General features: G+C 55.3%; 16 protein-coding genes. 9 read left to right on the forward strand and 7 right to left on the reverse strand.

The features are described 5' to 3' along the window. The first annotated feature begins 10 nt into the window (after positions 1–10). The 5 genes from ACR9ZN_RS00860 to ACR9ZN_RS00880 all read left to right on the forward strand — a co-directional run bounded on the left by ACR9ZN_RS00860 (position 11) and on the right by ACR9ZN_RS00880 (position 8,836). Positions 11–730, forward strand: coding sequence for a response regulator transcription factor (locus tag ACR9ZN_RS00860; protein WP_481271051.1), 720 nt, complete (start codon positions 11–13; stop codon positions 728–730). A 178-nt stretch (positions 731–908) separates the two neighbouring features. After that, positions 909–4,589, forward strand: a complete 3,681-nt coding sequence (locus ACR9ZN_RS00865; protein WP_481271052.1) for an autotransporter outer membrane beta-barrel domain-containing protein — start codon at positions 909–911, stop codon at positions 4,587–4,589. Positions 4,590–5,169: 580 nt separating this feature from the next. Next, positions 5,170–6,489 carry a hypothetical protein gene (locus ACR9ZN_RS00870; protein WP_481271053.1) on the forward strand — a complete coding sequence of 440 codons (1,320 nt, stop codon included), beginning with the start codon at positions 5,170–5,172 and terminating at the stop codon, positions 6,487–6,489. Between the two features lie 526 nt (positions 6,490–7,015). Further along, positions 7,016–7,786 (forward strand): DUF6065 family protein, encoded by a 771-nt coding sequence (locus ACR9ZN_RS00875; protein WP_454818607.1) that lies wholly within the window; start codon positions 7,016–7,018, stop codon positions 7,784–7,786. A 9-nt stretch (positions 7,787–7,795) separates the two neighbouring features. Next, positions 7,796–8,836: a DUF6065 family protein gene (locus tag ACR9ZN_RS00880; RefSeq protein ID WP_481271055.1), complete on the forward strand. Its 1,041-nt coding sequence runs from the start codon at positions 7,796–7,798 to the stop codon at positions 8,834–8,836. Positions 8,837–9,084: 248 nt separating this feature from the next. Here the strand turns inward: ACR9ZN_RS00880 and ACR9ZN_RS00885 are convergent, their stop codons facing one another. Then, positions 9,085–9,711, reverse strand: a complete 627-nt coding sequence (locus tag ACR9ZN_RS00885) for a L,D-transpeptidase (protein ID WP_434961264.1) — start codon at positions 9,709–9,711, stop codon at positions 9,085–9,087. A 1,002-nt stretch (positions 9,712–10,713) separates the two neighbouring features. Between ACR9ZN_RS00885 and ACR9ZN_RS00890 the strand changes: the two genes are divergently transcribed. From ACR9ZN_RS00890 to ACR9ZN_RS00900, 3 genes are all read left to right on the forward strand, one after another. Continuing rightward, positions 10,714–11,430, forward strand: coding sequence for a response regulator transcription factor (locus ACR9ZN_RS00890; RefSeq protein ID WP_481271056.1), 717 nt, complete (start codon positions 10,714–10,716; stop codon positions 11,428–11,430). 371 nt (positions 11,431–11,801) lie between these two features. Next, positions 11,802–12,230 carry an SLOG family protein gene (locus tag ACR9ZN_RS00895; RefSeq protein ID WP_481271057.1) on the forward strand — a complete coding sequence of 143 codons (429 nt, stop codon included), beginning with the start codon at positions 11,802–11,804 and terminating at the stop codon, positions 12,228–12,230. A 133-nt stretch (positions 12,231–12,363) separates the two neighbouring features. Further along, a complete protein-coding gene (locus ACR9ZN_RS00900; RefSeq protein ID WP_434961261.1) occupies positions 12,364–13,011 on the forward strand; it encodes a LuxR C-terminal-related transcriptional regulator in 648 nt (215 codons plus the stop codon). Positions 13,012–13,054: 43 nt separating this feature from the next. On the opposite strand, the gene ACR9ZN_RS00905 is transcribed toward ACR9ZN_RS00900, so the two are convergent. The 3 genes from ACR9ZN_RS00905 to ACR9ZN_RS00915 all read right to left on the reverse strand — a co-directional run bounded on the left by ACR9ZN_RS00905 (position 13,055) and on the right by ACR9ZN_RS00915 (position 16,247). Beyond that, entirely contained in the window at positions 13,055–13,768 is a 714-nt protein-coding gene (locus ACR9ZN_RS00905) for an IS6 family transposase (RefSeq protein WP_481271926.1), read from the reverse strand. A 255-nt stretch (positions 13,769–14,023) separates the two neighbouring features. Then, positions 14,024–15,808: a mechanosensitive ion channel family protein gene (locus ACR9ZN_RS00910; protein WP_481271058.1), complete on the reverse strand. Its 1,785-nt coding sequence runs from the start codon at positions 15,806–15,808 to the stop codon at positions 14,024–14,026. Between the two features lie 46 nt (positions 15,809–15,854). Then, positions 15,855–16,247 (reverse strand): hypothetical protein, encoded by a 393-nt coding sequence (locus ACR9ZN_RS00915; RefSeq protein ID WP_481271059.1) that lies wholly within the window; start codon positions 16,245–16,247, stop codon positions 15,855–15,857. A gap of 414 nt (positions 16,248–16,661) precedes the next feature. Between ACR9ZN_RS00915 and ACR9ZN_RS00920 the strand changes: the two genes are divergently transcribed. After that, complete coding sequence (locus ACR9ZN_RS00920; RefSeq protein ID WP_481271060.1) at positions 16,662–17,594, forward strand: glycosyltransferase family 10 domain-containing protein; 933 nt, start codon at positions 16,662–16,664, stop codon at positions 17,592–17,594. Positions 17,595–17,710: 116 nt separating this feature from the next. Here ACR9ZN_RS00920 and ACR9ZN_RS00925 read toward each other — a convergent pair whose 3' ends face one another. From ACR9ZN_RS00925 to ACR9ZN_RS00935, 3 genes are all read right to left on the reverse strand, one after another. Continuing rightward, positions 17,711–18,481 carry a sulfotransferase family protein gene (locus ACR9ZN_RS00925; protein ID WP_481271061.1) on the reverse strand — a complete coding sequence of 257 codons (771 nt, stop codon included), beginning with the start codon at positions 18,479–18,481 and terminating at the stop codon, positions 17,711–17,713. A gap of 144 nt (positions 18,482–18,625) precedes the next feature. Beyond that, entirely contained in the window at positions 18,626–19,423 is a 798-nt protein-coding gene (locus ACR9ZN_RS00930; protein ID WP_481271062.1) for a glycosyltransferase family protein, read from the reverse strand. A 501-nt stretch (positions 19,424–19,924) separates the two neighbouring features. Continuing rightward, positions 19,925–20,203 carry a PqqD family protein gene (locus tag ACR9ZN_RS00935; RefSeq protein WP_481271063.1) on the reverse strand — a complete coding sequence of 93 codons (279 nt, stop codon included), beginning with the start codon at positions 20,201–20,203 and terminating at the stop codon, positions 19,925–19,927. Positions 20,204–20,214 lie beyond the last annotated feature (11 nt).

Here is a 20,214-nt window from a genome sequence, read left to right on the forward strand (position 1 = left end):
AGGGGTGCTGATGCTCGCAAGAGAAGAGACCAAACGGGGTGATGGCGCGATCGCTCCTCTCGTTTATCTTGTTGATGTCGATGAGGATTTTCGCGAAGAAATGGTGTCGGGCCTAATCAGGTTGGGCTTGAACGTACATGGATTTGGTAGCGCTGCGGGCCTGTACCGGGCCTATGCCGTCCTGCCATCCGAGATCGTGATCCTCGACCTCAACCTGGGCGATGAAGACGGCCTGTCCATAGCGGCACATTTGCGAGCATCGCAACGGATCGGCATCATCATGGCCACGGCGCGGGGGGCTATCGACGACCGAGTTGCCGGCCTTGAGAAGGGCGTGGATGCCTACCTCGTCAAGCCCATCGACGTTCGGGAACTGGCCGCGACGGTGGGGGCGGTCCACAATCGGCTCAACAGGGATCGCACGGTGCCCGCCCCCCCTCAGGTCCCGCAATGGGCCCTGGTGGAAGGGGGGTGGGCGCTCACCGACGGCCTGGGTCACCACCTGCGCCTGACCGTCTCCGAGCAGCGCCTCCTGGGATGCCTGTTCAGGGAGCGCGGCAGCACTGTCGAGAGGAGCGCACTCGTCGAAGCCATGGGCGCTGATGTCTATGACTTCAACTATACCCACCTCGATACCATCGTAAGCCGCCTACGTCGAAGGGCTGAGAAGTCCAACATGCTGCTACCTCTACATGCCATTCGTGGACAAGGGTTCATCTTCGCGCAATAGTATGGCTTTTCGGTCACTGTCCAGAAAAATTCGTATTTATACTCGGGGGACCCGGGGGCGTAATCCTTCCGAATGAGATAATTTGTGTCAGGAAGTGACATTGAGAGACATTTTGTGAAATTGTGAGGAATCTGGGGAGTAAATATGTTCAAAAATACGTTCAATTATGGAAATCCCCATGTCCCCTCGACTCGTCGGCAAGCACAAGAAGTCTTCTTCGCCTCTTGGAGCTACTTTAACGGTAGGTAGCCCGGTTCGGGTGGCGCAGCGTAGCCTCGCTCATCCGAAAGCCTTAACGTCCACCATCGCCATTGCCGCCGCGCTGTCCTGCGGTGGAATGGTAGCTGCTCCCGGCGCGGCGTTTGCGGGAAGCTGCGACCCGGCGACGTTCGTATGCACGGGGCCGGCCAGCGCTACCCAAAACGAAACCGGGCAGATTCTTGGAAATGGTACCGCACCGGTAGCGGTCACCACCCAGTCGGGCTTCGGGATCAATGCTGACCATGGCGGGGTTCTCGGTGATGCTTTCTATATCCGGGGAAGCGGTGGCACGAGTTTCATCGACACGACAGGAGCGAATATCACCGGTCTTGGCGGTATCGACATCGCCGAGCAAGGCGGTGGCGCCCTCGTTTTGACGTCGACAGGCTCGATTACCGGAACGGTCAACGGCGGTATTCTTGCCCAAACCTCCGGGACAAGCACCGGCCTGACGATTGACGTCAATAACGTCACGGGCAACGGCTATGGTATCGATGCTGTCAATGCTGGCACCGGTTCCATGAAAATTACCTCCAACGGCGTCATCACCTCGGCGGGCGGTGATGGCATCATCGCTACCATGGGGGGCAATTCCGCGGGTCTGACGATCAATGTCAATGAGGTTAATGCTGGCGATAACGGCATCAATTTGAATGGCAACGCCGGCACCGGCGATATTTCGGTCACCGCCAACACGATCAACGCGGACACCGACAACGGCGGCATCGGCACCGGCATCACCTTCGACAATGGTCCGAACACCCACGACTTCACCGTCAATGTCGGAACGATCACCGCTGGCGGCGGCGGCGGTATCGTTGGCTACTCCAGCGGCAATGGTAATACCGATATCACAGTAGGCTCCATCACCACTGCCGGTGGAGATGGTGTGAACCTCGTTGTCGACGCCAGTCCCGGCGCGGGGTACACGAAGGTCGATGTCGGCGACATCACGGCCAATGCTGGCAATGGTATCTTGGTTAACACGAATGCGAATACGACAGACCTTACCATCACAACCAATAATATAACCGCTGGAGGTGCTCGAGGCATTTATGCTGTCCACAACGGCACGGGAGCGGTGAACGTTACAGCGACCGGCACGGTGAGCGGCGCCGGCATCGATGGCATCAGGGTCGACAGTGCTGGCACCGATGTAACGGTGAACGCCAAGGATACGAGTGGTCCTTCCTCCGCCATTGCGGTGTTTAACGGGGGTACTGGCACGACCGACGTAACCTCGACCGGAAAAGCCGCGGGCGGCCTGGGTTCGGCGTGGGCGGGAATCTATGTCGACAACGGTATCTTGACGACGGGCATCAACATCAAGGCCGTGGATGCCGAAGGTGGCAACGGCATCACTGCGCTGAATCGCGGCAGCGGCGTGACGGCTATCACCGCCACTGGCACGGTGAATGGTAGAGTCACAGGCATCTATGCCGACAATATCGGGGCCAACACCACGGACCTGACGGTCAGTGCCGTGGATGCGACCGGTGGGGATCGAGGCATTTATGCCATCAACAGCGGTAAGGGAGCGGTCAACGTAACGTCGACGGGTGCCGCGACGGGCGGTATCGACGGCGTGCGTGTCGACAACACCGGCACGGATGTCACCGTTAACGTTCACGATACCACCGGCACTGGTTTCGCCGGCGTTGCCGTGCTCAATAGCGGCACGGGCTCGTCGACGGTCAACTCGACCGGACAGGCATTTGGCGGCGCCGTCGGGGAAGGCGGCATCTACGTTGTTAACAGCGCCACCACCACGGACCTGACGGTCAATTCCGTGAATTCGAAGGGTAACGGGGACGGCATCTATACCGAGCAGCACGGCACCGGGACGACGACGATCACCACGACCGGTCTTACCGAGGGGGGCATCCACGGTATCCATGCCCTTTCCACCGGGACGGCGATCGTCATCAACAATTCCGGCACCGTTCAAAACACCTCCGGTTCCTCCCTCGACGGGGCGATTTTCACCAATGGTCCCGCGACGGTCACCAATACCGGCACGATCATCGGCAACGTGAATCTGAGCAGCGCCGCCGGCAACAAGCTCAACAATTCCGGGACCTGGGACACGGCCGGCGCCACCAATGAGTTCGGTGCGGGAACCGCCAACAACGGAGTCAACAACACCGGCACGATCATTGCCGCCAAGGACGGCGATGCCGTCGCCAATACCGTCTTCAACAATGTCGGCACCTTCAACAATGACGGTGTGCTGACCATGGCTGACGGGGGCACCGGCGACATCACTACCATCAACGGCAACTATACCGGCAGTATCGGCACTATCGTACTCGATACGAAACTGGGCGGCGACGGCTCGCCGACCGACAAGGTGGTAATCTCCGGCAATGCCACAGGCTCCACGACGCTGGCGATCAACAATATCGGCGGCGCGGGCGCGCAGACGGTGGACGGCATTGAGGTGATTGAGGTGGGTGGCACCTCGGACGCGAACGCGTTCAAATTGGCCCATGCGGTGGCGGCCGGCGCCTATGACTACGGCCTGTACATGGGCGGCGTGGCGAACAAGGAGAACAACTGGTTCCTGCGTTCGACGAATGAACTGAATGCCGAGGGACAGACCACGGTGGTCTATGCCGGCGCTCTCTCGCACTTTGCGCAGGCGACGCTGGGCACGCTGCAGCAGCGCACCGGCGGCCGGATCTGGCCCAATGGCGGATCGCAGGTCGCGGCTGACCTGCCTTCGGACCAGGTCATGAAATACGCCCCCGGCGGACCGGTGATCTACGGGCAGGGTGCCTGGGGACGTGTTGCGGGGCTCTATGCCTCCTACGATCCGAAGAAGGGCGGTTCCTACACCCAGGGCATCGGCTTCCTGCAGGCCGGCTATGAAGGCACGGCCTATGAGACGACGGAAGGCCAGGTGACGCTGGGTGCCTACGCCACCGTGGGCCGCTCCTGGGTCACGGTCGACACCACGCGCGATCCCATCACCAAGGCGGCACGCAAGAAGGGCAAGATCACCAGCAACGGCTACGGCGTGGGCGTCAATGCGACCTGGCTGGGCAATGATGGGCTCTATGCCGACGCGATCGGCCAGTTCACCTGGTATGACACCACGCTGTCCAACAAGAACGGCAGCAGCCAGGGCTGGGCGAGCGCGCTGAGCCTCGAGGTCGGCAAGCGCTTCGACGTCGGATCGGGCTGGTCCGTGGTGCCGCAGGCCCAACTGTCCTGGACCCATGTGGACTTCTCCTCCTTCACCGATACGCTGGGCAACCGGGTAAGCATCGGCGATGGTGACAGCGTGCTCGGACGCCTGGGCGTGCGGGTCGAGAACCTGGCCAGCTGGAAGGGCGAGGATGGCGAGACCCGCCGCCTGCAGTTCTACGGCATCGCCAATCTGAGCTACGAGTTCATGGGTGACACCTCAGCCAAGATCGGCGCGACAACCGTCGAGCAGCAGGACAAGCGCCTGTGGGGTGAAATCGGGACGGGCGCGACCTATGCCTGGAACGACAAGTCCAGCCTCTATGCCGAGGCCAGCTACGGCCACGCCCTCGCCTCGGGCGACAACTATAGCGCCAAGGGAACGGTGGGCTTCCGCTACAAGTGGTAAGTCGAAAGACCTGCCCATACTTACCAGCACTTCTGTCGCCGCCTTCAAGGCGGCGACAGAGAACGAGAACCGCCTGCAATCTATCGAAACGAAATTTAGTGCGGAGAAGACGTTCGAATAAACTCTTATCTGCTTTCGTATGTCCTCTATAGTCTTGAATCTACGTGGATCTTCGGTTTCGTGATCGCCGCTATATCTGACGATATTTTTCGTTCCTTGTGGTAGCCGGGCGCAATAAGCAATTTCTCAAATACTGTTTTGAAAAATGCGATACATTACGCAAAGGTAATTTAATATTTTTTTTGATATATTTGTTATTTTTTAAGCAAAAATCCCAGCGACTCTTGAAAAAATGCCGGATTTGCGATATTGATTCGCACGTTTGGTGATCGTCGATGTTGGGGGAAGATTATGATTCTCAAACTTTCGGTGCATGACCTAGGCTAACCTCTGTTTAGAAGGGTCAATCATGGCCGCACATGGAAAGTTTAGTCTAAGTTGTTCTGTCCTGGCGATAGCGTGCTTCTGGGCGCCTGCCACGGGTTGGGCGCAATCCGCGACCAACGAGCAACTCTTCAAAATGATCGTGGACCTCCAGAATCGCCAGAAGGCGCTGGAAAGCCAGTTGAAGGTCGCGACTTCCGAAGCTTCCAAGGCGAAGGCGGAATTGAAGCGGCTTGGGCGGAAAACGGCTCATGGGGCGCCGGCCGGAGCGGGGCGCGACTATGTCGAAATGGCCCCGGTTGCCACGCCCGTGGTCGCATCCCTGCAGGCACCGCCCGGCACGCAGGCTGTGGCCGCGGTCAACGGCAAGCTGGAACTGGGAGGCGGTAGCGGCTTTGGCGGCTCGGGCTATGGCTATGCCGGTGGTTCGCTGGCGGTGCCGCTCGGGCAGTCGTTCGGTGCGCAGGCTGACTTCGTCGGCGGGGTGGCGAGCAATACCGGCTTCTATGGCGGCGCCGGTCATGTGTTCTGGCGCGATCCCACCATCGGTGCGATCGGCGGATATGGCAGCTTCCTTTATGGCACCGGCTATTTCGCGTCGCGCCAAGGCAATTCGGTCTATGGCTACCAGAATGCCAAGGGCGGCCTCGAGGGCCAGCTCTACTGGGGCCCCTTCACCCTGCAGGGCGTGGCCGGCCTCGAATACGAGAATCTCAACAGCAAGATGCGGTTCTTCGATGATGTTCGCGTCGCCTGGTATGCGACGGATAATCTCAAGCTGAACGTCGGTCATCGCTACACCGGCGGCCGCAATCAGATCGTCGGCGGCGCCGAATATCTCACGAACTTCAATACCAATACCGCCGCTTCCATCTTCGCGGATGTGGCCTATGGCAAGAAGGGCAGCGGTTTCGACAGCTCCTTCGGCAGCAAGAAGGGCAACGACCTGACCTTCCAGGCCGGTCTCCGCTTCTTCCTGGGCACGGGCAGCAACACCAGCACGCCGGCAGTCTCCTATGGCGACGGTTTCGGCGAGAAGCGCGGCGGGGTCTTCACGGCACCGGATGCGCCGACCGAACGCACCCTCAAGCAGCGTGACCGCGAGGACTATCTGCCGAGTTATATCGGCCGCGATGCCGCCGAGATGCCAAGAGCAACCAAGCGGCCGCCTCCGATTGTGGTCGTCGGCCCGCCGGGTGCGCCTGGTACGCCTGGTACGCCTGGTACGCCTGGTGAGCCTGGTACGCCTGGTGAGGCAGGGCCGCCGGGTACGCCTGGCTCGCCCGGTGAGGCAGGCCCTCCCGGTCCTGCGGGTCCAGAAGGTCCTACCGGTCCTGCCGGTCCTGCCGGTCCTAGCGGTTCTGACGGTGCTACCGGTCCAGAAGGTCCAGAAGGTCCAACCGGTCCAGCCGGTCCAGTTGGTCCAGTTGGTCCTCCCGGCCCCTCCGGTGTATAAGATTGGCTGATCCACGAAGTTCGATCAGTATCCAACCATCGACGGCTCACGAGCGGGGCCGACCGTGATCGGACGGATCTCCAGGACGGCAGGCGCTGTTCTGGAGATCCTTTCGAGCGGGAGGCTCGTGCAAAGCCGAAGGAATTCCAAGACAGGCTGGTCTTGGGCAATTCTGTTCGTGTGGAAGTGGATTGAAAGAATGGCCGGGTATGGGGCTCATGCGTCTTGCCAGACTCTCGATTTCGGATATCCCTTGCGCTAGCGTGGCGGCGTTGAACTTGCCGGACGGTGTCCGAAGTTGATGCTCAAGATCGAATGTGCTTTAGACATGAGACCTTGAACGGGCCGGAAGGTCGATAGCCGCGAGCCACTTGTCCGGCGTAAAGGCTTGCTTCTCGTTGAATGGTGTCCGGAAGGCGCGGCCAGCATGATTGTCGGGTGCTCCGAGGCTATGGATGCCCGTTCCAGTTCTCGACCCGATCCGGATTTTTCGAGCCAGACGACACATTCAACCGGAATCTTCACCATGCAGGCGCCGAAGCTCGAAGTCTTTTCCATCCATCCCAATCCTGCGCGGCTGGTCGCCGCCGGCAGCGAGCGCGAGTGGATGGATCGGACAAGCGATCACTATGCCTATCGCTGCACGCCCTTGACGATCGCCAATGCGACCGGCTGGGAACTGCTGAATCCGACGGGTTTCTCGGCGACCTGGACCGGCGGGGATGGCCGCAACGACATCATTCTACGCCCGCATGTCGCCGGCGAGAAGTTGAATCAGGCTGCCTTCTTCTTCGGCCACGGAATCATGAGTTTTCACCCCGGCTATCTTTTCCGCACCGATCCGGGTTGGGTCGTCTGGGCTCGCGGCTCACCCAATCGTTTCAAGGACGGCATCCACCCGCTCGATGGGGTGGTGGAAACGAATTGGCTGCCCTTCACCTTCACCATGAATTGGCGATTCACGCGGCCCTGCACGGTGCATTTCGAGAAGGACGAGCCCTTCTGCTTCATTACACTGATGCCCGCCGTGACGATCGAGGATGTCCAGCCGGTCATCCGCCCGCTTGAAGAAGAGCCCGGTTTGCACAGGGAATATCTCGTTTGGGCGAGCGAGCGCAGCAAATTCAGCGCGGCGAGAGACGCCGGAGACCCCTTCGCGCGCGAGCAGAAATGGCAGAAGAACTATTTGACCGGCAAGTCCCCGTCGGGAAAAAGCGCAGCCGATGCCGATCATCGCGTCAAGCGGGGGCTCAACCAGCCCGTCTTCGGCTGCCCCGTGAACCATGGCTCGAAGTGAGAGCGCCGCATGAGTGAACTGGCGATCAGCGCACCGCAACTGCAGTGCTTCTCCGTGATATCAGATCCGCCTCGTCTTGTGCCGGGCACCGCCGAGCGCGACTGGATGGATTTCACCAATCAGCGTTTTGCCTATCGTTGCACGCCCTTGACCATGGCCAACACCACCGGCTGGGAGCTTTTGAATCCGACCGGATTCTGGGCAAGCTGGACGGGACTGAACGGCAAGGACGAGGTGATCCTGCGTCCGGACGATCCTCGGGCGCCCATGCACCACGTGTCCCTCGGTTTTGGTCATGGCATTATCACATTTCACCCGGGCTATCTTTTCCGCACCGCGCCAGGATGGATGACGTGGGCGCGTGGTGCGCCTAATCGCCTCAAACATGGCATCCAAGCGCTCGACGGCTTGGTGGAAACCAGCTGGGTACCCTTCACCTTCACGATGAACTGGAAATTCACGGAACCGGGCACGGTCTATTTCGCCAAGGACGAGCCGTTCTGCTTTATTACGCTGGTGCCGAGCCTGCCGATCGAAAGTGTTCAGCCGGTAATTCGCCCGCTAGCGGACGACCCCAAGCTCGAAAGGGAGTACAACATCTGGCTAAGCGAGCGCACCAAGTTCAACATCGGCCTTGCCCAGGGGGATCCGATAACCTTGGAGCAGAAATGGCAGAAGAACTATCTCATCGGTAAGTCCCCGAGCGGACGGACGGTTGCCGACCAGGATCACCGCATCAAACGCAGTCTCAAGCCGCCGGCTTCTGCCGACAAGCTCGAAAGGAGCGAGATCGCGGAGATGCCTGCCCAGGTGACGCCGGCATTGGAGAGAGAGAAACCCGTCCCGGCTATCGTGATGCGCCAGGCCTTCCCAAGTTTCCAGTCCATCTTCGGAACGCCTCCGCACGAGCCAACGCAACTGCCAAAGATTGCCGAGCCTTCGCATGCTCGATTGGAAGAACCGGCGAAGCCGCCACGCAGCAAAAAGGCTCCTTCCGGGAATGGTTCTAAAACAGGCAGGGCTGGGAAGGCACCCAGATCCAAGAAGTAAGCTCGCAAAACTTGAAAGATGAACGTTTTACATAGTCCACCGATGTTCATTCATACCGAGAGCCATTGAAAATGACTCTCGGTTCCGTCTCGCGGTTTTCGCCAAATCATTGATTTGGTATCGAAAATCGCGAGGTGCTCAAGGCTCGCATGCGTCAGCATCTTCGCGACTTGGTATCAGGCGCGATTCTTGCCGTATGAGATGCGGCAACCAAATGTCCAAGCGGAAATATAACTTCGCTATGCCACTCAATACACCATGACACGCGTTCCATTGGGAACGCGGCTTGCAAGATCGATGATGTCGGCATTGCTCATGCGAATGCATCCCGAAGAAACCGGCATGCCGATACTGAAGGGATCATTGGTGCCGTGTATGCGATAAAGAGTGTCGGCTCCATTGGCGTAGAGATAGAGCGCCCGGGCGCCAAGGGGATTTTCGGGCCCACCAACGGTTTTCTTCACGCGAGGATCCCTGCCACGCATGTCACTTGGTGGGTTCCAATCCGGCCATTCGGCCTGATGATTGACATAGACCGCTCCCCTCCAGGCAAATCCGTTACGCCCGGTCGACACAACATAACGAATTGCCTTGCCGTTGGAGAGGGTTAAATACAGAAGGTGCCTTTGTGCATCGATGACGATTGTGCCCGGTGGTGCCTTGGTTGGACTGTCAACGACCGTTCGTGCGTAAGCCGGGTTTGTTCTTACATTAGGCAGCAAAGCCAGGAAACGGGCATCGCGTTGGGACAACCCGCCCGCTATCAACTGTCCGGACGCTGATTGCGAAGCCGTTGTGGTCATATTGGGAGCGCAGCTCACCAATACAGCGCCAGCAGCAGCCGAAACGAGAAGACGCATCAAAAAAACCATCATATTTTCTCGCTTCCAAAATAGCTTCGTTCTTTTTTCGAGGTGGACGTAAGGTATCTAGAAAAATATTCTATATAAAATTGAAAGTAAAGCCGCAGAATCAAAATTATTATTAGAAGTTGGATTTCAAGTGCTTTTGCGATCCGATAGTTGGCGCCCACTCCGCACCTGTTGCTGCGGTGCCTCGGCTTTCCGGCTTTCGTCACTACATGCCCGCGCGCGGTTTCACCGTTCAACGCAAAAATAAACCAACTCTATGGCTGTGGCAGGAAGCTGATCATCATCGATGAGCTTCCTTAGTCATCACGGAGGGGATTTGAACAAAGTACCCTGGGTGTATCTCTAGTGGTCGAATGCACGTTCGAATTGTGTAATTAAGATACACTATATGTCAGAATGTGCCATTTAGTGATATTGTGAAGAATTTCGGTGGAATATAATCTATAGTGTCCATCGGACGTTCGGAATCACGTGTTTTTTGGGTCAATATACATGTATAAAAATCCTAGAATAAATTCAAAGCACAACTTTAAATTTAGAATAACTGTCATGAATTACCAATCTTCTTTAGAATATTGTGAAGATGTTGCTGTTGTGCGCTCGAGGTCACGTCAGACATCGCCGGTGCCGTAGCGTATTCGTTTGGTTGCCTAGCGGCTGCTCTACGTGTCGCGTTTGGCGTGGCCGTGATTAAGCGGTTGCTGCGCCCGAGAGGGTGGTAATCGATCCGGCTGGAAGCGCGAACTCGCAGCTTCTTGTCCTAATAGTGGCGGTGACTTTGTATCAGTGAAAATTGCTTGCTTGGATTTCTGCCTGCGCACTAGCGTCATTAATTCCAGCATCAATGCCATTTTAGCGCTGAAAGTACCACTATTACCTTCAGAAATATCCCGTTTAAACGAAGCAAAAATGAATAATGGGCGAATCATCTAATAGTCTACATGGGCGATAGGTGGAATATATACTATAGGGGAACTGTGAAGTTTCCGCTTGGAAAGGAATTCGATGATCGCAAGAGAGGTTAAACAGGGTGACGTCGCGATCACTCCACTCGTTTATCTTGTTGACGACGATGAGGATTTTCGCGATGAAATGGTGTCTGGCCTGTCCAGATTGGGCTTGAACGTACATGGGTTTGGCAGCGCTGCGGGCCTGTACCGGGCCTATGCTGCCCTGCCATCCGAGATCGTGATCCTTGACCTCAACCTGGGCGATGAAGACGGCCTGTCCGTAGCGGCGCATTTGCGAGCATCGCAACCGATCGGCATCATCATCGCCACGGCGCGGGGGTCTATCGACGACCGCGTTGCCGGCCTTGAGAAGGGCGCGGATGCCTATCTCGTCAAGCCGATCGACGTTCGGGAACTGGCCGCCACCGTGGTGGCGCTCCACAATCGCATTAACAGGGATCGCAAGCTGCCGGCGTCTCCTCAGGTCCCGCAATGGGCCCTGGTGGAAGGGGGGTGGACACTCGTTGACGGGCTGGGCCACCGCCTGCGCCTGACCGTCTCCGAGCAGCGCCTCCTGGGATGCCTGTTCAGGGAGCGCGGCAACACTGTCGAGAGGAGCGTACTCGTCGAAGCCATGGGAGCGGACGTCTATGACTTCAACTATGCCCACCTTGATACCATCGTCAGTCGCCTGCGCCGGAGGGCAAAAAAATCCGGCATGCTTCTACCTTTGCATGCCATCCGCGGACTGGGCTTTACGTTTGCTGAATAGAGGATGCGTGCCTTTCCGTTCAAAGAACGAATAGGCTTTTATGGAAGCGAGTTGGACATGGGGCGCTTTGGGATATGCCTCCAAGACAAGGAGTGTCTGAATCTGCCAGTTTATGAGATTGTGAATAACAACAATGTAAATTATGATTTAGTATATATCGGCCTACAAGAGCAATTCTTGCGCAATAAATTGGTCTACAGCAGAAGCCGGCTTGTATCCGTGGCTCGAATTTTAATGTGTTGCGATGGTTGCAATGATATGGATAAATTTTAGCGGATGTCTTGATAATAAGACGAAAATTCAATTATTACCTAAAAATTAAATGTAGATACAGAATGTTTTGGTATAGGTGGAAATAGGTTCTGAATAACATGTCTCATACGTTGCTTGTATCTACGCAGAACGATGATAATTTCCTGCCACCTTATCATGCTGATGCGCAAGATATACAGAATGTAGCGCTCTGTGGGAGCGCTTTTTTTTATGATGAAGCGCGTATATTCAGGATAATGGACGAAATAAAATACAAGTTTGGCATATTTCGTCTGGTGCGAGGCAAAGAGGATCGTGTCGGAAAAATAACTGATAAATGGTCTCAGCAAAACGGCATTAAAAATATCACGGAGCGGATTTCTTGGTTTAAGCATGGCGGCGTTGCAAGAGCAATGCGAGATGAGCATATACTAAATAAATATTCACCAATATTAGTAGTTTGCTTTATCAGTTTGAATAAATATCCAGATTTATACAAAAGATCAATAAAAAATTATGTAAACGTAATAGAATTCTATTTCCATTAATATTAAATTTGTAAAAATATTTAGTGATTTTCTCTTATAGTCAACGCATTGGTTGTTGATCTCGTGTATGAAAATATATCTAAAGAGATCGGCGGTCGTATAAAGGGTAGTCTAATCTAATGAGGGCATGGGGATGTCTGCTATCGATACAATTGTTGTCGTGTGTCCACTGGCCCTTTGGCGCGACTGTGTTGGCCGAGTTCTCGCTACTGAGTTTTCTGATGTTCCAGTCCTGACTTTCTCCGACCTGCTCGGGTGGTGCGCTGTTAGGGATTGGCACGGCCGTCTTCCATTGCTGGTTATATTCGAAATTGGAAATAGTATAAATTTTGACGACCTTCGTGAAATAATTGCACGTAAGTTGGTAGCAGATATTATTATTATCTCTGATAATGGTAGTTCTTCTAGAATATTTGAAGCGATAAACCTTGGAGTAAAGGCCTATATTCCTAGTGACCAAACCCTTGAGATTGCAATTAAAGCAATACGATTGGCAGTGGCCGGGGGCGTGTTTTTGCCTTTTTCCTCATTTCTTATGGATAAATCGACGTGCAGGCCCGCTCTGGTCCGTACACAATCGAGAAGCTGTTTTCGACTTTCTCGGAGAGAATTCGAGGTTATTGGAGGTATTAGTCGCGGTAAATCTAACGCAGCGATAGCTCGAGATTTAAATATAGCGGAAGCAACAATTAAAGTTCACGTCAGGAATATTATGAAAAAGATGAATGTAAACACAAGAACCGCTATTGCTTTCAAATCAAAAGAAATGCCATTATCTTGAGTATTAATCAGGGAATTAGGTATGTGCATGAGTGCGTACTTTACTAGTTGCGTGTTTGATGTTTATGTTCGGAGACAGAGGCTGTTTGGAAAATCGATTGTGGCCCTCGCCATTCGGCAGGCGCAGGTCTTCGATTTTCCGGTCTGGCGCAGGATCTCATTGGCGCCAATGGTGTTGTCAGACTAACACTAACTTGTCTCGGCCAGCTGTATGAGGGCCTACCGGAGCTCGGTTTAGGCCGCGATGGCCCGCCACTCGGCCAAGGCGCTGAGCGTCTCTGCTCATCGATTTCTCGGCTGACGAGGTGGCGCTCCGAATTAAAGTGATTGTAGATTCGGCTGTGGACGGCGACGAATTTCCGGAGCGTCTTCGTCCTTCGGAATTTGAGCATCGCCGCTTCTCGTCGTCGAAACGGTTGGGGTGAATTCTCCGCCCGGTTGTTCTTCCATTGGCCGACTTCTCGGCGTTTGAGGTTCCCGATTTCCCTGATGGCCGCGCTATAGGAGCGCAACCCGTCGGTGACGATAATCTCAGGACGGTCGTAGCGCCTCACGGCTTTCTTGAGGAATCTTAAGGCGCCAGCCTTGTCTCGCGTTTTGCTCACGAAGAACTCCAGCGCCTCTCCCTCATGGTCGACGGCCCGCCAAAGATAATGGAGCTCGCCGTTGACCTTCACGAAAACCTCGTCGAGGTGCCAGCGCCATCGGCTGAAATCTCGAGCCCTTAGCCGCCTCTTGCGGATATCGCCCGCAAACAGCGGGCCAAAGCGGTTCCATCAAAATCCCACCGTCTCATGGCAAATGTCGATGCCGCGCTCATCCAGCAGGTCCTCCACTTTCCGCAATGACAAGGGGTAACGCACATATATCATCACTGCCAGGCGGATCACCTCTGGCGACGAGTTGGAATAGCGAAAAGGATTGGGTTTGGGGCGCGCCACCCTCGCTCTTCTCTACCCCCCAGGCCGGCCTTGACAATTTGCTCTGACAGAACCTTTGCAACACACCCAGGCTCATCCGCCCATCTGCGGCACTTGAAGCGGCTTCGGCACCAGCTTGATGTTATTCTCCTGAAGCCTTGCCCGCACCTTCGAAAGGATTGCCTTGCGGATCTGGAATTGATGCCCGGCTCTCGCCTTGTACTTGGCGCGGATCACCAACGTCCCTTCTTCGAGAGCGCCAATGCCCTGGCTCTTGAACGGCTCGATGAGGTCGGCGTTCAGTGCCGGGTCCGCGGCGATCTCCTGCCCGATCTCCTTGAACAGTTTGCGCACGAGTTCGACGTCGGTGTCCAAGGCGACCCGGAAAAGCATCTTCTCAATGACCCATTCGCGGCTGAAGTTCTGAATCTTTCCGATCTGCCCAAAGGGAATTGTCGCAACAGGACCGCGCGGGTGCCTCAGAGAAACCGATCGCAACGAAATTCTCTCGACGGTGCCCTTGGCTCCGGAGGTCTCGATATATTCGCCGTGGCGGAAGGCATCGTCGACAACGAAGAAGAGACCCGCCACCACATCCTTGACCAAAGTTTGCGAACCAAGGCCGACCGCCAGACCGAAAATCGACAGGCCCGTGATGAGCGGCCAGACGTTGATGCCCAGCATGACCAGGATCGTCAGGGCACCTAGCGTCAGAAGTGCGGCCTTGGCGAGGCCCGCGAGCACAGGCCCGACGGTGGTCAGCCGCGTGCCGATCACCGCTGTACCGGCCTGCGGCTGGCCGGGCGCGTGAGGCCTGATGCCTGCGGCCATGATGGCCACCCAGTTCCAGCAGAAGGCGATGACCAGTACGAGCATCAGCATTTCGGCGGCCTTCAGCAAGACAGTGCCTCGAGAAACGCCGGCGACATCCAGAATGGGCAGGAGCCAGAGCGTCGCCAGGATTGCGAGAATCGATGCGGCGACCACGATGCGGAACGTGCGCCACAGCACGCCTCTCAGTTCGCCTCCCTGCGATCGGGCCGCGCGCCAGCCGCGCCGTTCCATGGCAATGTCGAGATGTGGACCAGCGAGTACGAGAAGAAGCGAAAGCACCAATGGCCCGCCCCGCATTGGCCTTCCGAGTGTCATGGCCAGTTGGATGAAGACAAAGGCGAGCACGACGAGCGCCACCACGAGCCAGGGCCAACTCGCGGCGAGCTTCCGGCGCAGCGATCCTGTTGTGCTGCCGAAAGATAGAGCTCTCACCACCAATGCGCGATGGCGAACATAGGTCGCCGCGACCATCAGGGTGAACGGCAACGACACGGCGAAGGTGGCAAACAGGTCTCGCAGTGGATCGGCGGCACTCCATGCACGCAGACACGCCAACACCACCAAGCCGGCGGCCGCGATACCGATCGAGATCGCGACGTCACGGCGCCAGGGCCAGCCAACCGACTTGCGCCCGGCCATCAACGGCAAACAGATCGTGGTCGCCAACGCTGCGATCGCGGTGCAATTCAGTAAAGCGCCGCGGAGCACCGGCTCGGTGACGAAACTCAGCAGCACGGCCCAGAACGTCAGCATCACGATCATGCCGGCAGCGAGCAAAGCGACTGCACGCAGCACTGGCCCGGCCTTCCGCTTGCCGACGATCAGCCTGGCAATCGCAGTCGTCGCAAGAACGGCAGCCAAGCAGGTTGCCACCACGCCGACAGCCAGCAGCGCGGGACTGTAACCCGCGACTTCAAGTCCTTGCAGGAAATCACGCCACCCGCCTGGGGCCGAGAGCCACCCCGAGAACCTTGCCGCCAGTCCGTTTTCAATGAGGGCGGTGAAATGACCGAGTATTGCCGATGCAGCCTCGATCTCGTCCATCTTGGAATCAGCAGCCATAATTTCTCTCGTGCACAAGCCGATGATCTTAGACGCTATGAAGCACCAAGCCCTGAACGGTCGTGGTCTGGGAACGCAGCTTCACCGAGGAAAAGAAGGGACCTGGCAGCGTGCTCGTTGAGGTAACCTGGAAAAACCGCCCGTCGACCAGAAAGCCCCAGCGGCCGACATGCATCTCCAGGGAGGCCATCATCGCGCCGTTGAGCTCTTTAAGCACGCCGCGGACGCTCAAGTTGATGGCGGCGGCGGGAAGGTTGCGCTCTTTCCGTTGATCGCGGTCGTCCAGATATAGCTCGTGACGAAGAAGTTTGGGCCGGACGCGATGAGGGGGCTGGTGCGGCGGGGAAGGCTGGCAGAAATCGGAAGCCCTAGCTGGCGTTAGCAATGATGCCGAAATCAACCCGATGGCGAGATTGCGCACTGTTTTCCCTTGGCATTTCACCGTCGCCGACACGCTCCCGCGAGCAGGGGCCGTTGCACGAGGGGGGCATGGCCGACGTCCCCGGGAGGCGGATCGTTAGCGCAAGCTGACACCCGCGCCCGGCCGATCGTTTCGGACCGACAGATGGACCTTGTCCGGGGCATTACGGGCATTGGCCGGTCGCCGGTCTTGCCATTTCGCGCCAATCGCCAAAGCGTTTGTGACGTGCCCCCCACCTTCCCTTCTTTGGATAAACGCGGCTTGATCGCCGCGGCCCCAATCGATCAATCGCAATGATTGCCTCCTCACAAAGGAGCGCGATAATTACGTAACGTAATATAAAAGAGACATTGGACAAACAAATATAATTTCGTAACTTAAGTGACTGGCTCGAGAAAATGGACTTTTCCCTGCGTGCTGATCCTATTCTATGATACCCTCTGGGGAGCGCCGCTCGATTTGCCCGGGCCTGTTGAGGGAATCGAGTTCTCGACGGATCGTAGCCTTTTTAGCGCTGCCGATGCCGTCGTCTTCCATCTGCCCGAATGGCGGTTCAAGCGGACGCCGACCGCCGGGGCGGGCGAAACGCCGCCAGAAAAGCGCCCAAGACAGCTTTGGGTCGCTTGGTCCATGGAGTGCGAGCAACACTATCCATTCATGTCCGACCCCAATTTCATGGCGGCCTTCGATCTCACGATGACTTATCGACGAACCGCAGACGTCACGTTGAATTACGCGAACCCTCATGGTGACATCGCCGCCATGTATGAAAGCTTTCGTCGGCCGCCGTCGCATTACAAAAAAAAAGACGCGCTCGTAGCTTCCTTTATTTCCAGCCGGTTCGATCAAAGTGGCAGATCTGGCTATCTCCAGGACTTAGCCCAGTACCTAGCAATTGATTCCTATGGCCGGTTTATGCGGAATCGCGTCCTTGATCCTGATCTTGGACGTAGGAGCAAACTGAAGACGATTGCCGACTACAAATTCACCATTGCATTTGAGAATGCCTGCGCCGAGGACTACGTCACCGAAAAATTCTTCGACCCATTTTGGGCGGGATCCGTTCCGGTCTATCTCGGCGCACCTAATATCGAGGAATTTGCTCCGGGAGATCGGTGTTATATTGATGCCAGTTTGTATCCTGACCCGCAGTCCCTGGCAAAATACCTCTTGGAATTGGCGTCGGACGACCAAGCATATAACGCCTTTTTCAACTGGAAAACGAAGCCGTTCCGCAAGACTTTCGAGGATCTACTGACAGACTATACGACGCACTGGTCACAGCGTCTCAGTAAATGTGTAAAGGATCTGTTTGCCAATACGTCAATTCAACTGCGCAGAAATTGATTCCTGCGAGTCGCATTTAGATCGAGCAATTACAGTTGTGGTACTCCTTATCTGCAGGAACTATCATCCGTCTTCGCTACACTCCAATGTCGTTCCGTCTAAGTCACCTTCGTAGTCTACAATGAACAAGGGAGACGCAACTCAGGTTCTCGTAGAGAGTAGCCAAAAACATTGCAGCGCGCTTCTAGAAGCCGCTCGGTGCCAATTGACAAGCCTGACATATCGCGTTTCCAGTCGTCGAAATAGCGTTTATTGATCCCGGTATGAACGTTTTGCCTCGGATCAATAGAAGGCACATCCAACCAAGAAAAGATTCTGTTTAGATGTAATTTTGGATTATCAACCAGATCTTCATAATGCAAAATATAATAATGACGCAAATGAGATCGATCCCGTAGAAACCGCTCATAGCATACCAAAGCGTGTTCGATAAGCCAAGGAACAGGTTTAGTGTTCCAACCTCGCTGCCTAAGGGCATATGAAGTCGCGATAGGATGGCGTAAAATAATCAAGAACCGCGAATTGGGAAAGCAATATTGCAGATAACGCGTCCGGATCAGATTTGAGGGCGACTTCTCTACGAACAATGGCCTCGATGAATCCCAATGAATTCCCCATTGCTGCCACAACCGTTCGGCATCAACCGGATTTGCTAGAGAATGACTTTCGTCCATCGCCGAGCCCGTGTAAAATCCGAAATTTCCTACACCGCCGAGCTCCTGATCAATCGGATATACAGTTTGCAGATGTTGCCCTTCATCGTGCGATGCGCCGGTGCTCTCAAAACCGCTAATCATCGGATGAGAGCGCAGGATGCTATGAAGCAAAGTTGTCCCACTTCTGTGTACTCCTCCAATGAAAACGATTTTTTTATCAATACGTTGCACAGTCTCTCATCCGCTTATATTTTCAGTCCGCCCCAACTACCCAGTGTATTGCGCCCGCAGACTTAGGGAGCCATAAATTTTGTGAGAATACGACAGCTTTGCTAGCGGCAAATTTGGCACATCCCGACGTGGCGGCTACTTCGGTTATTCGTTTGCATGTATGATTTCAACCTGCGGAAGCCCCCAGCACTGCGCATTCATGTCCAGCGCCATTATCCCCAGGCCCTCAGTTTCAATCTCTCCTTGGCCCCAACAGGGATGGCGGGGTCGGATCCTCGGATTGGCGACACCGTAAGGAAACGGTGGAAAAATCAATCCGTCACGATGTAGGTCTGCTTTAACGAGAAGCATCGTTCCTCCAACTGCATCTAGGCGAACGACGTCCCGGTCTCGCAGACTATCCATCGTTTTAGTGCCGTGGTCGCACCAGGCGTTTAAATCGAAACTCGGACCCCCTCGCTTCTTCACGCAATGCGGATGGACGATCTCAAATTGCGTAGCTAACAATTGTTGAATTATATCTTCAGGAAAATCTATGACGTCGGCATCGAGCCACAAAACCCACTCCTCGTTGCGGACTGCACGAAAGAGCAGTTGATTGCGAGCTCGTGCCAGGATGCAGCGTCTAAATTTCTGGATTTCAGGAGCCCATCTCGGCACTCCTGTCGGAATTCGGAAACCGAAATCTCGCTTGACCATCGTCACCGCAGCAGCGCGGAGTTGAAACACAGATTCAAGTCCAAGAAGAGCTTCCCAGGTCCCATCCAAGCTATCACTTTCGAGGAAGCCGATCGATAAACTGTCTTTGGGCCAATCCAATCGCTCAATACGTTTGACATACCCATCCAGATGAGCACGGGCATTCTTGATCGGCGTCAATATTAGGACGGATGGACGGCTCGTTGCGTCCTCTGCGGTAGCCGTTGCGAAGGTCGATGTCACGTTTTTGCACCAATGCTAGGATAGACGAAATATGCTGCGATGATCTTTGCGCGCCCGACTAATGCGCGTAGCCCTTGGAAGTCCTGTCTCGGAGAGGAGACTGGCGACTTACTCCCCTTCATGGCTCGTTCCGACCTGCAAGATCAAGCCGATCGGTCGACCCGCGCGTATATTGGGCTATCAAAAAGTGTTAACATGTGATTATTTCTTCAGACGAAGAATATAAGCACAATATATAGATTTTTTCCATTGATATTATGCTGCCATATCGATTGTTAATTCTTACAAGAGATCGTTTTTGCGATATTTTATACCAAATTTCACTCTGGTCTTTCGTTCAAAAATACTAGATCGGAAGGCGCAGCGGCTTAAAGGGATGCAATATATTGCAACGTAAGCCGATATGCGCTCGGTTGCGACAGAGTGGCGCTGCACTGGATGAGAGTAAATACGGCCCATGTACCCGTAAATCACATCGCATGAGGCTGCAACACACCGCCCTTAAGGAAAGGATATAATTAAACCTTCACGAGCTAGCGATACGAGGCAGGCCTCGATATCTGCGCTCGGCTTGGTTTGTAGGCCAAACGATTTTTGAAAGTACTCAACAATATCATCATCACTGTGTTTCCCATCGCAAAGTTCAAATACGATGGCAGCAGAAATATTTAAAAAATGGATATATTCGCCGTCCTCGCCGTAAATTACATATCCATCAGGCGTATTCCTGCATTCGAAACCCAAAGTTTTCTTATAGAATCTTGAACTTTCTCGTGTCACGCAACCCTCCT

It is taken from the genome of Labrys sp. HAY1-8F, from assembly GCF_056754975.1.

What these genes read in the sequence shown, in the direction of transcription:
- ACR9ZN_RS00860 (WP_481271051.1), top strand. Translation starts at nt 11, where the DNA reads ATGCTCGCAAGAGAAGAGACCAAACGGGGTGATGGCGCGATCGCTCCT.
- ACR9ZN_RS00865 (WP_481271052.1), top strand. Translation starts at nt 909, where the DNA reads ATGTCCCCTCGACTCGTCGGCAAGCACAAGAAGTCTTCTTCGCCTCTT.
- ACR9ZN_RS00870 (WP_481271053.1), top strand. Translation starts at nt 5,170, where the DNA reads ATGATCGTGGACCTCCAGAATCGCCAGAAGGCGCTGGAAAGCCAGTTG.
- ACR9ZN_RS00875 (WP_454818607.1), top strand. Translation starts at nt 7,016, where the DNA reads ATGCAGGCGCCGAAGCTCGAAGTCTTTTCCATCCATCCCAATCCTGCG.
- ACR9ZN_RS00880 (WP_481271055.1), top strand. Translation starts at nt 7,796, where the DNA reads ATGAGTGAACTGGCGATCAGCGCACCGCAACTGCAGTGCTTCTCCGTG.
- ACR9ZN_RS00885 (WP_434961264.1), bottom strand. Translation starts at nt 9,711, where the DNA reads ATGATGGTTTTTTTGATGCGTCTTCTCGTTTCGGCTGCTGCTGGCGCT.
- ACR9ZN_RS00890 (WP_481271056.1), top strand. Translation starts at nt 10,714, where the DNA reads ATGATCGCAAGAGAGGTTAAACAGGGTGACGTCGCGATCACTCCACTC.
- ACR9ZN_RS00895 (WP_481271057.1), top strand. Translation starts at nt 11,802, where the DNA reads ATGTCTCATACGTTGCTTGTATCTACGCAGAACGATGATAATTTCCTG.
- ACR9ZN_RS00900 (WP_434961261.1), top strand. Translation starts at nt 12,364, where the DNA reads ATGTCTGCTATCGATACAATTGTTGTCGTGTGTCCACTGGCCCTTTGG.
- ACR9ZN_RS00910 (WP_481271058.1), bottom strand. Translation starts at nt 15,808, where the DNA reads ATGGACGAGATCGAGGCTGCATCGGCAATACTCGGTCATTTCACCGCC.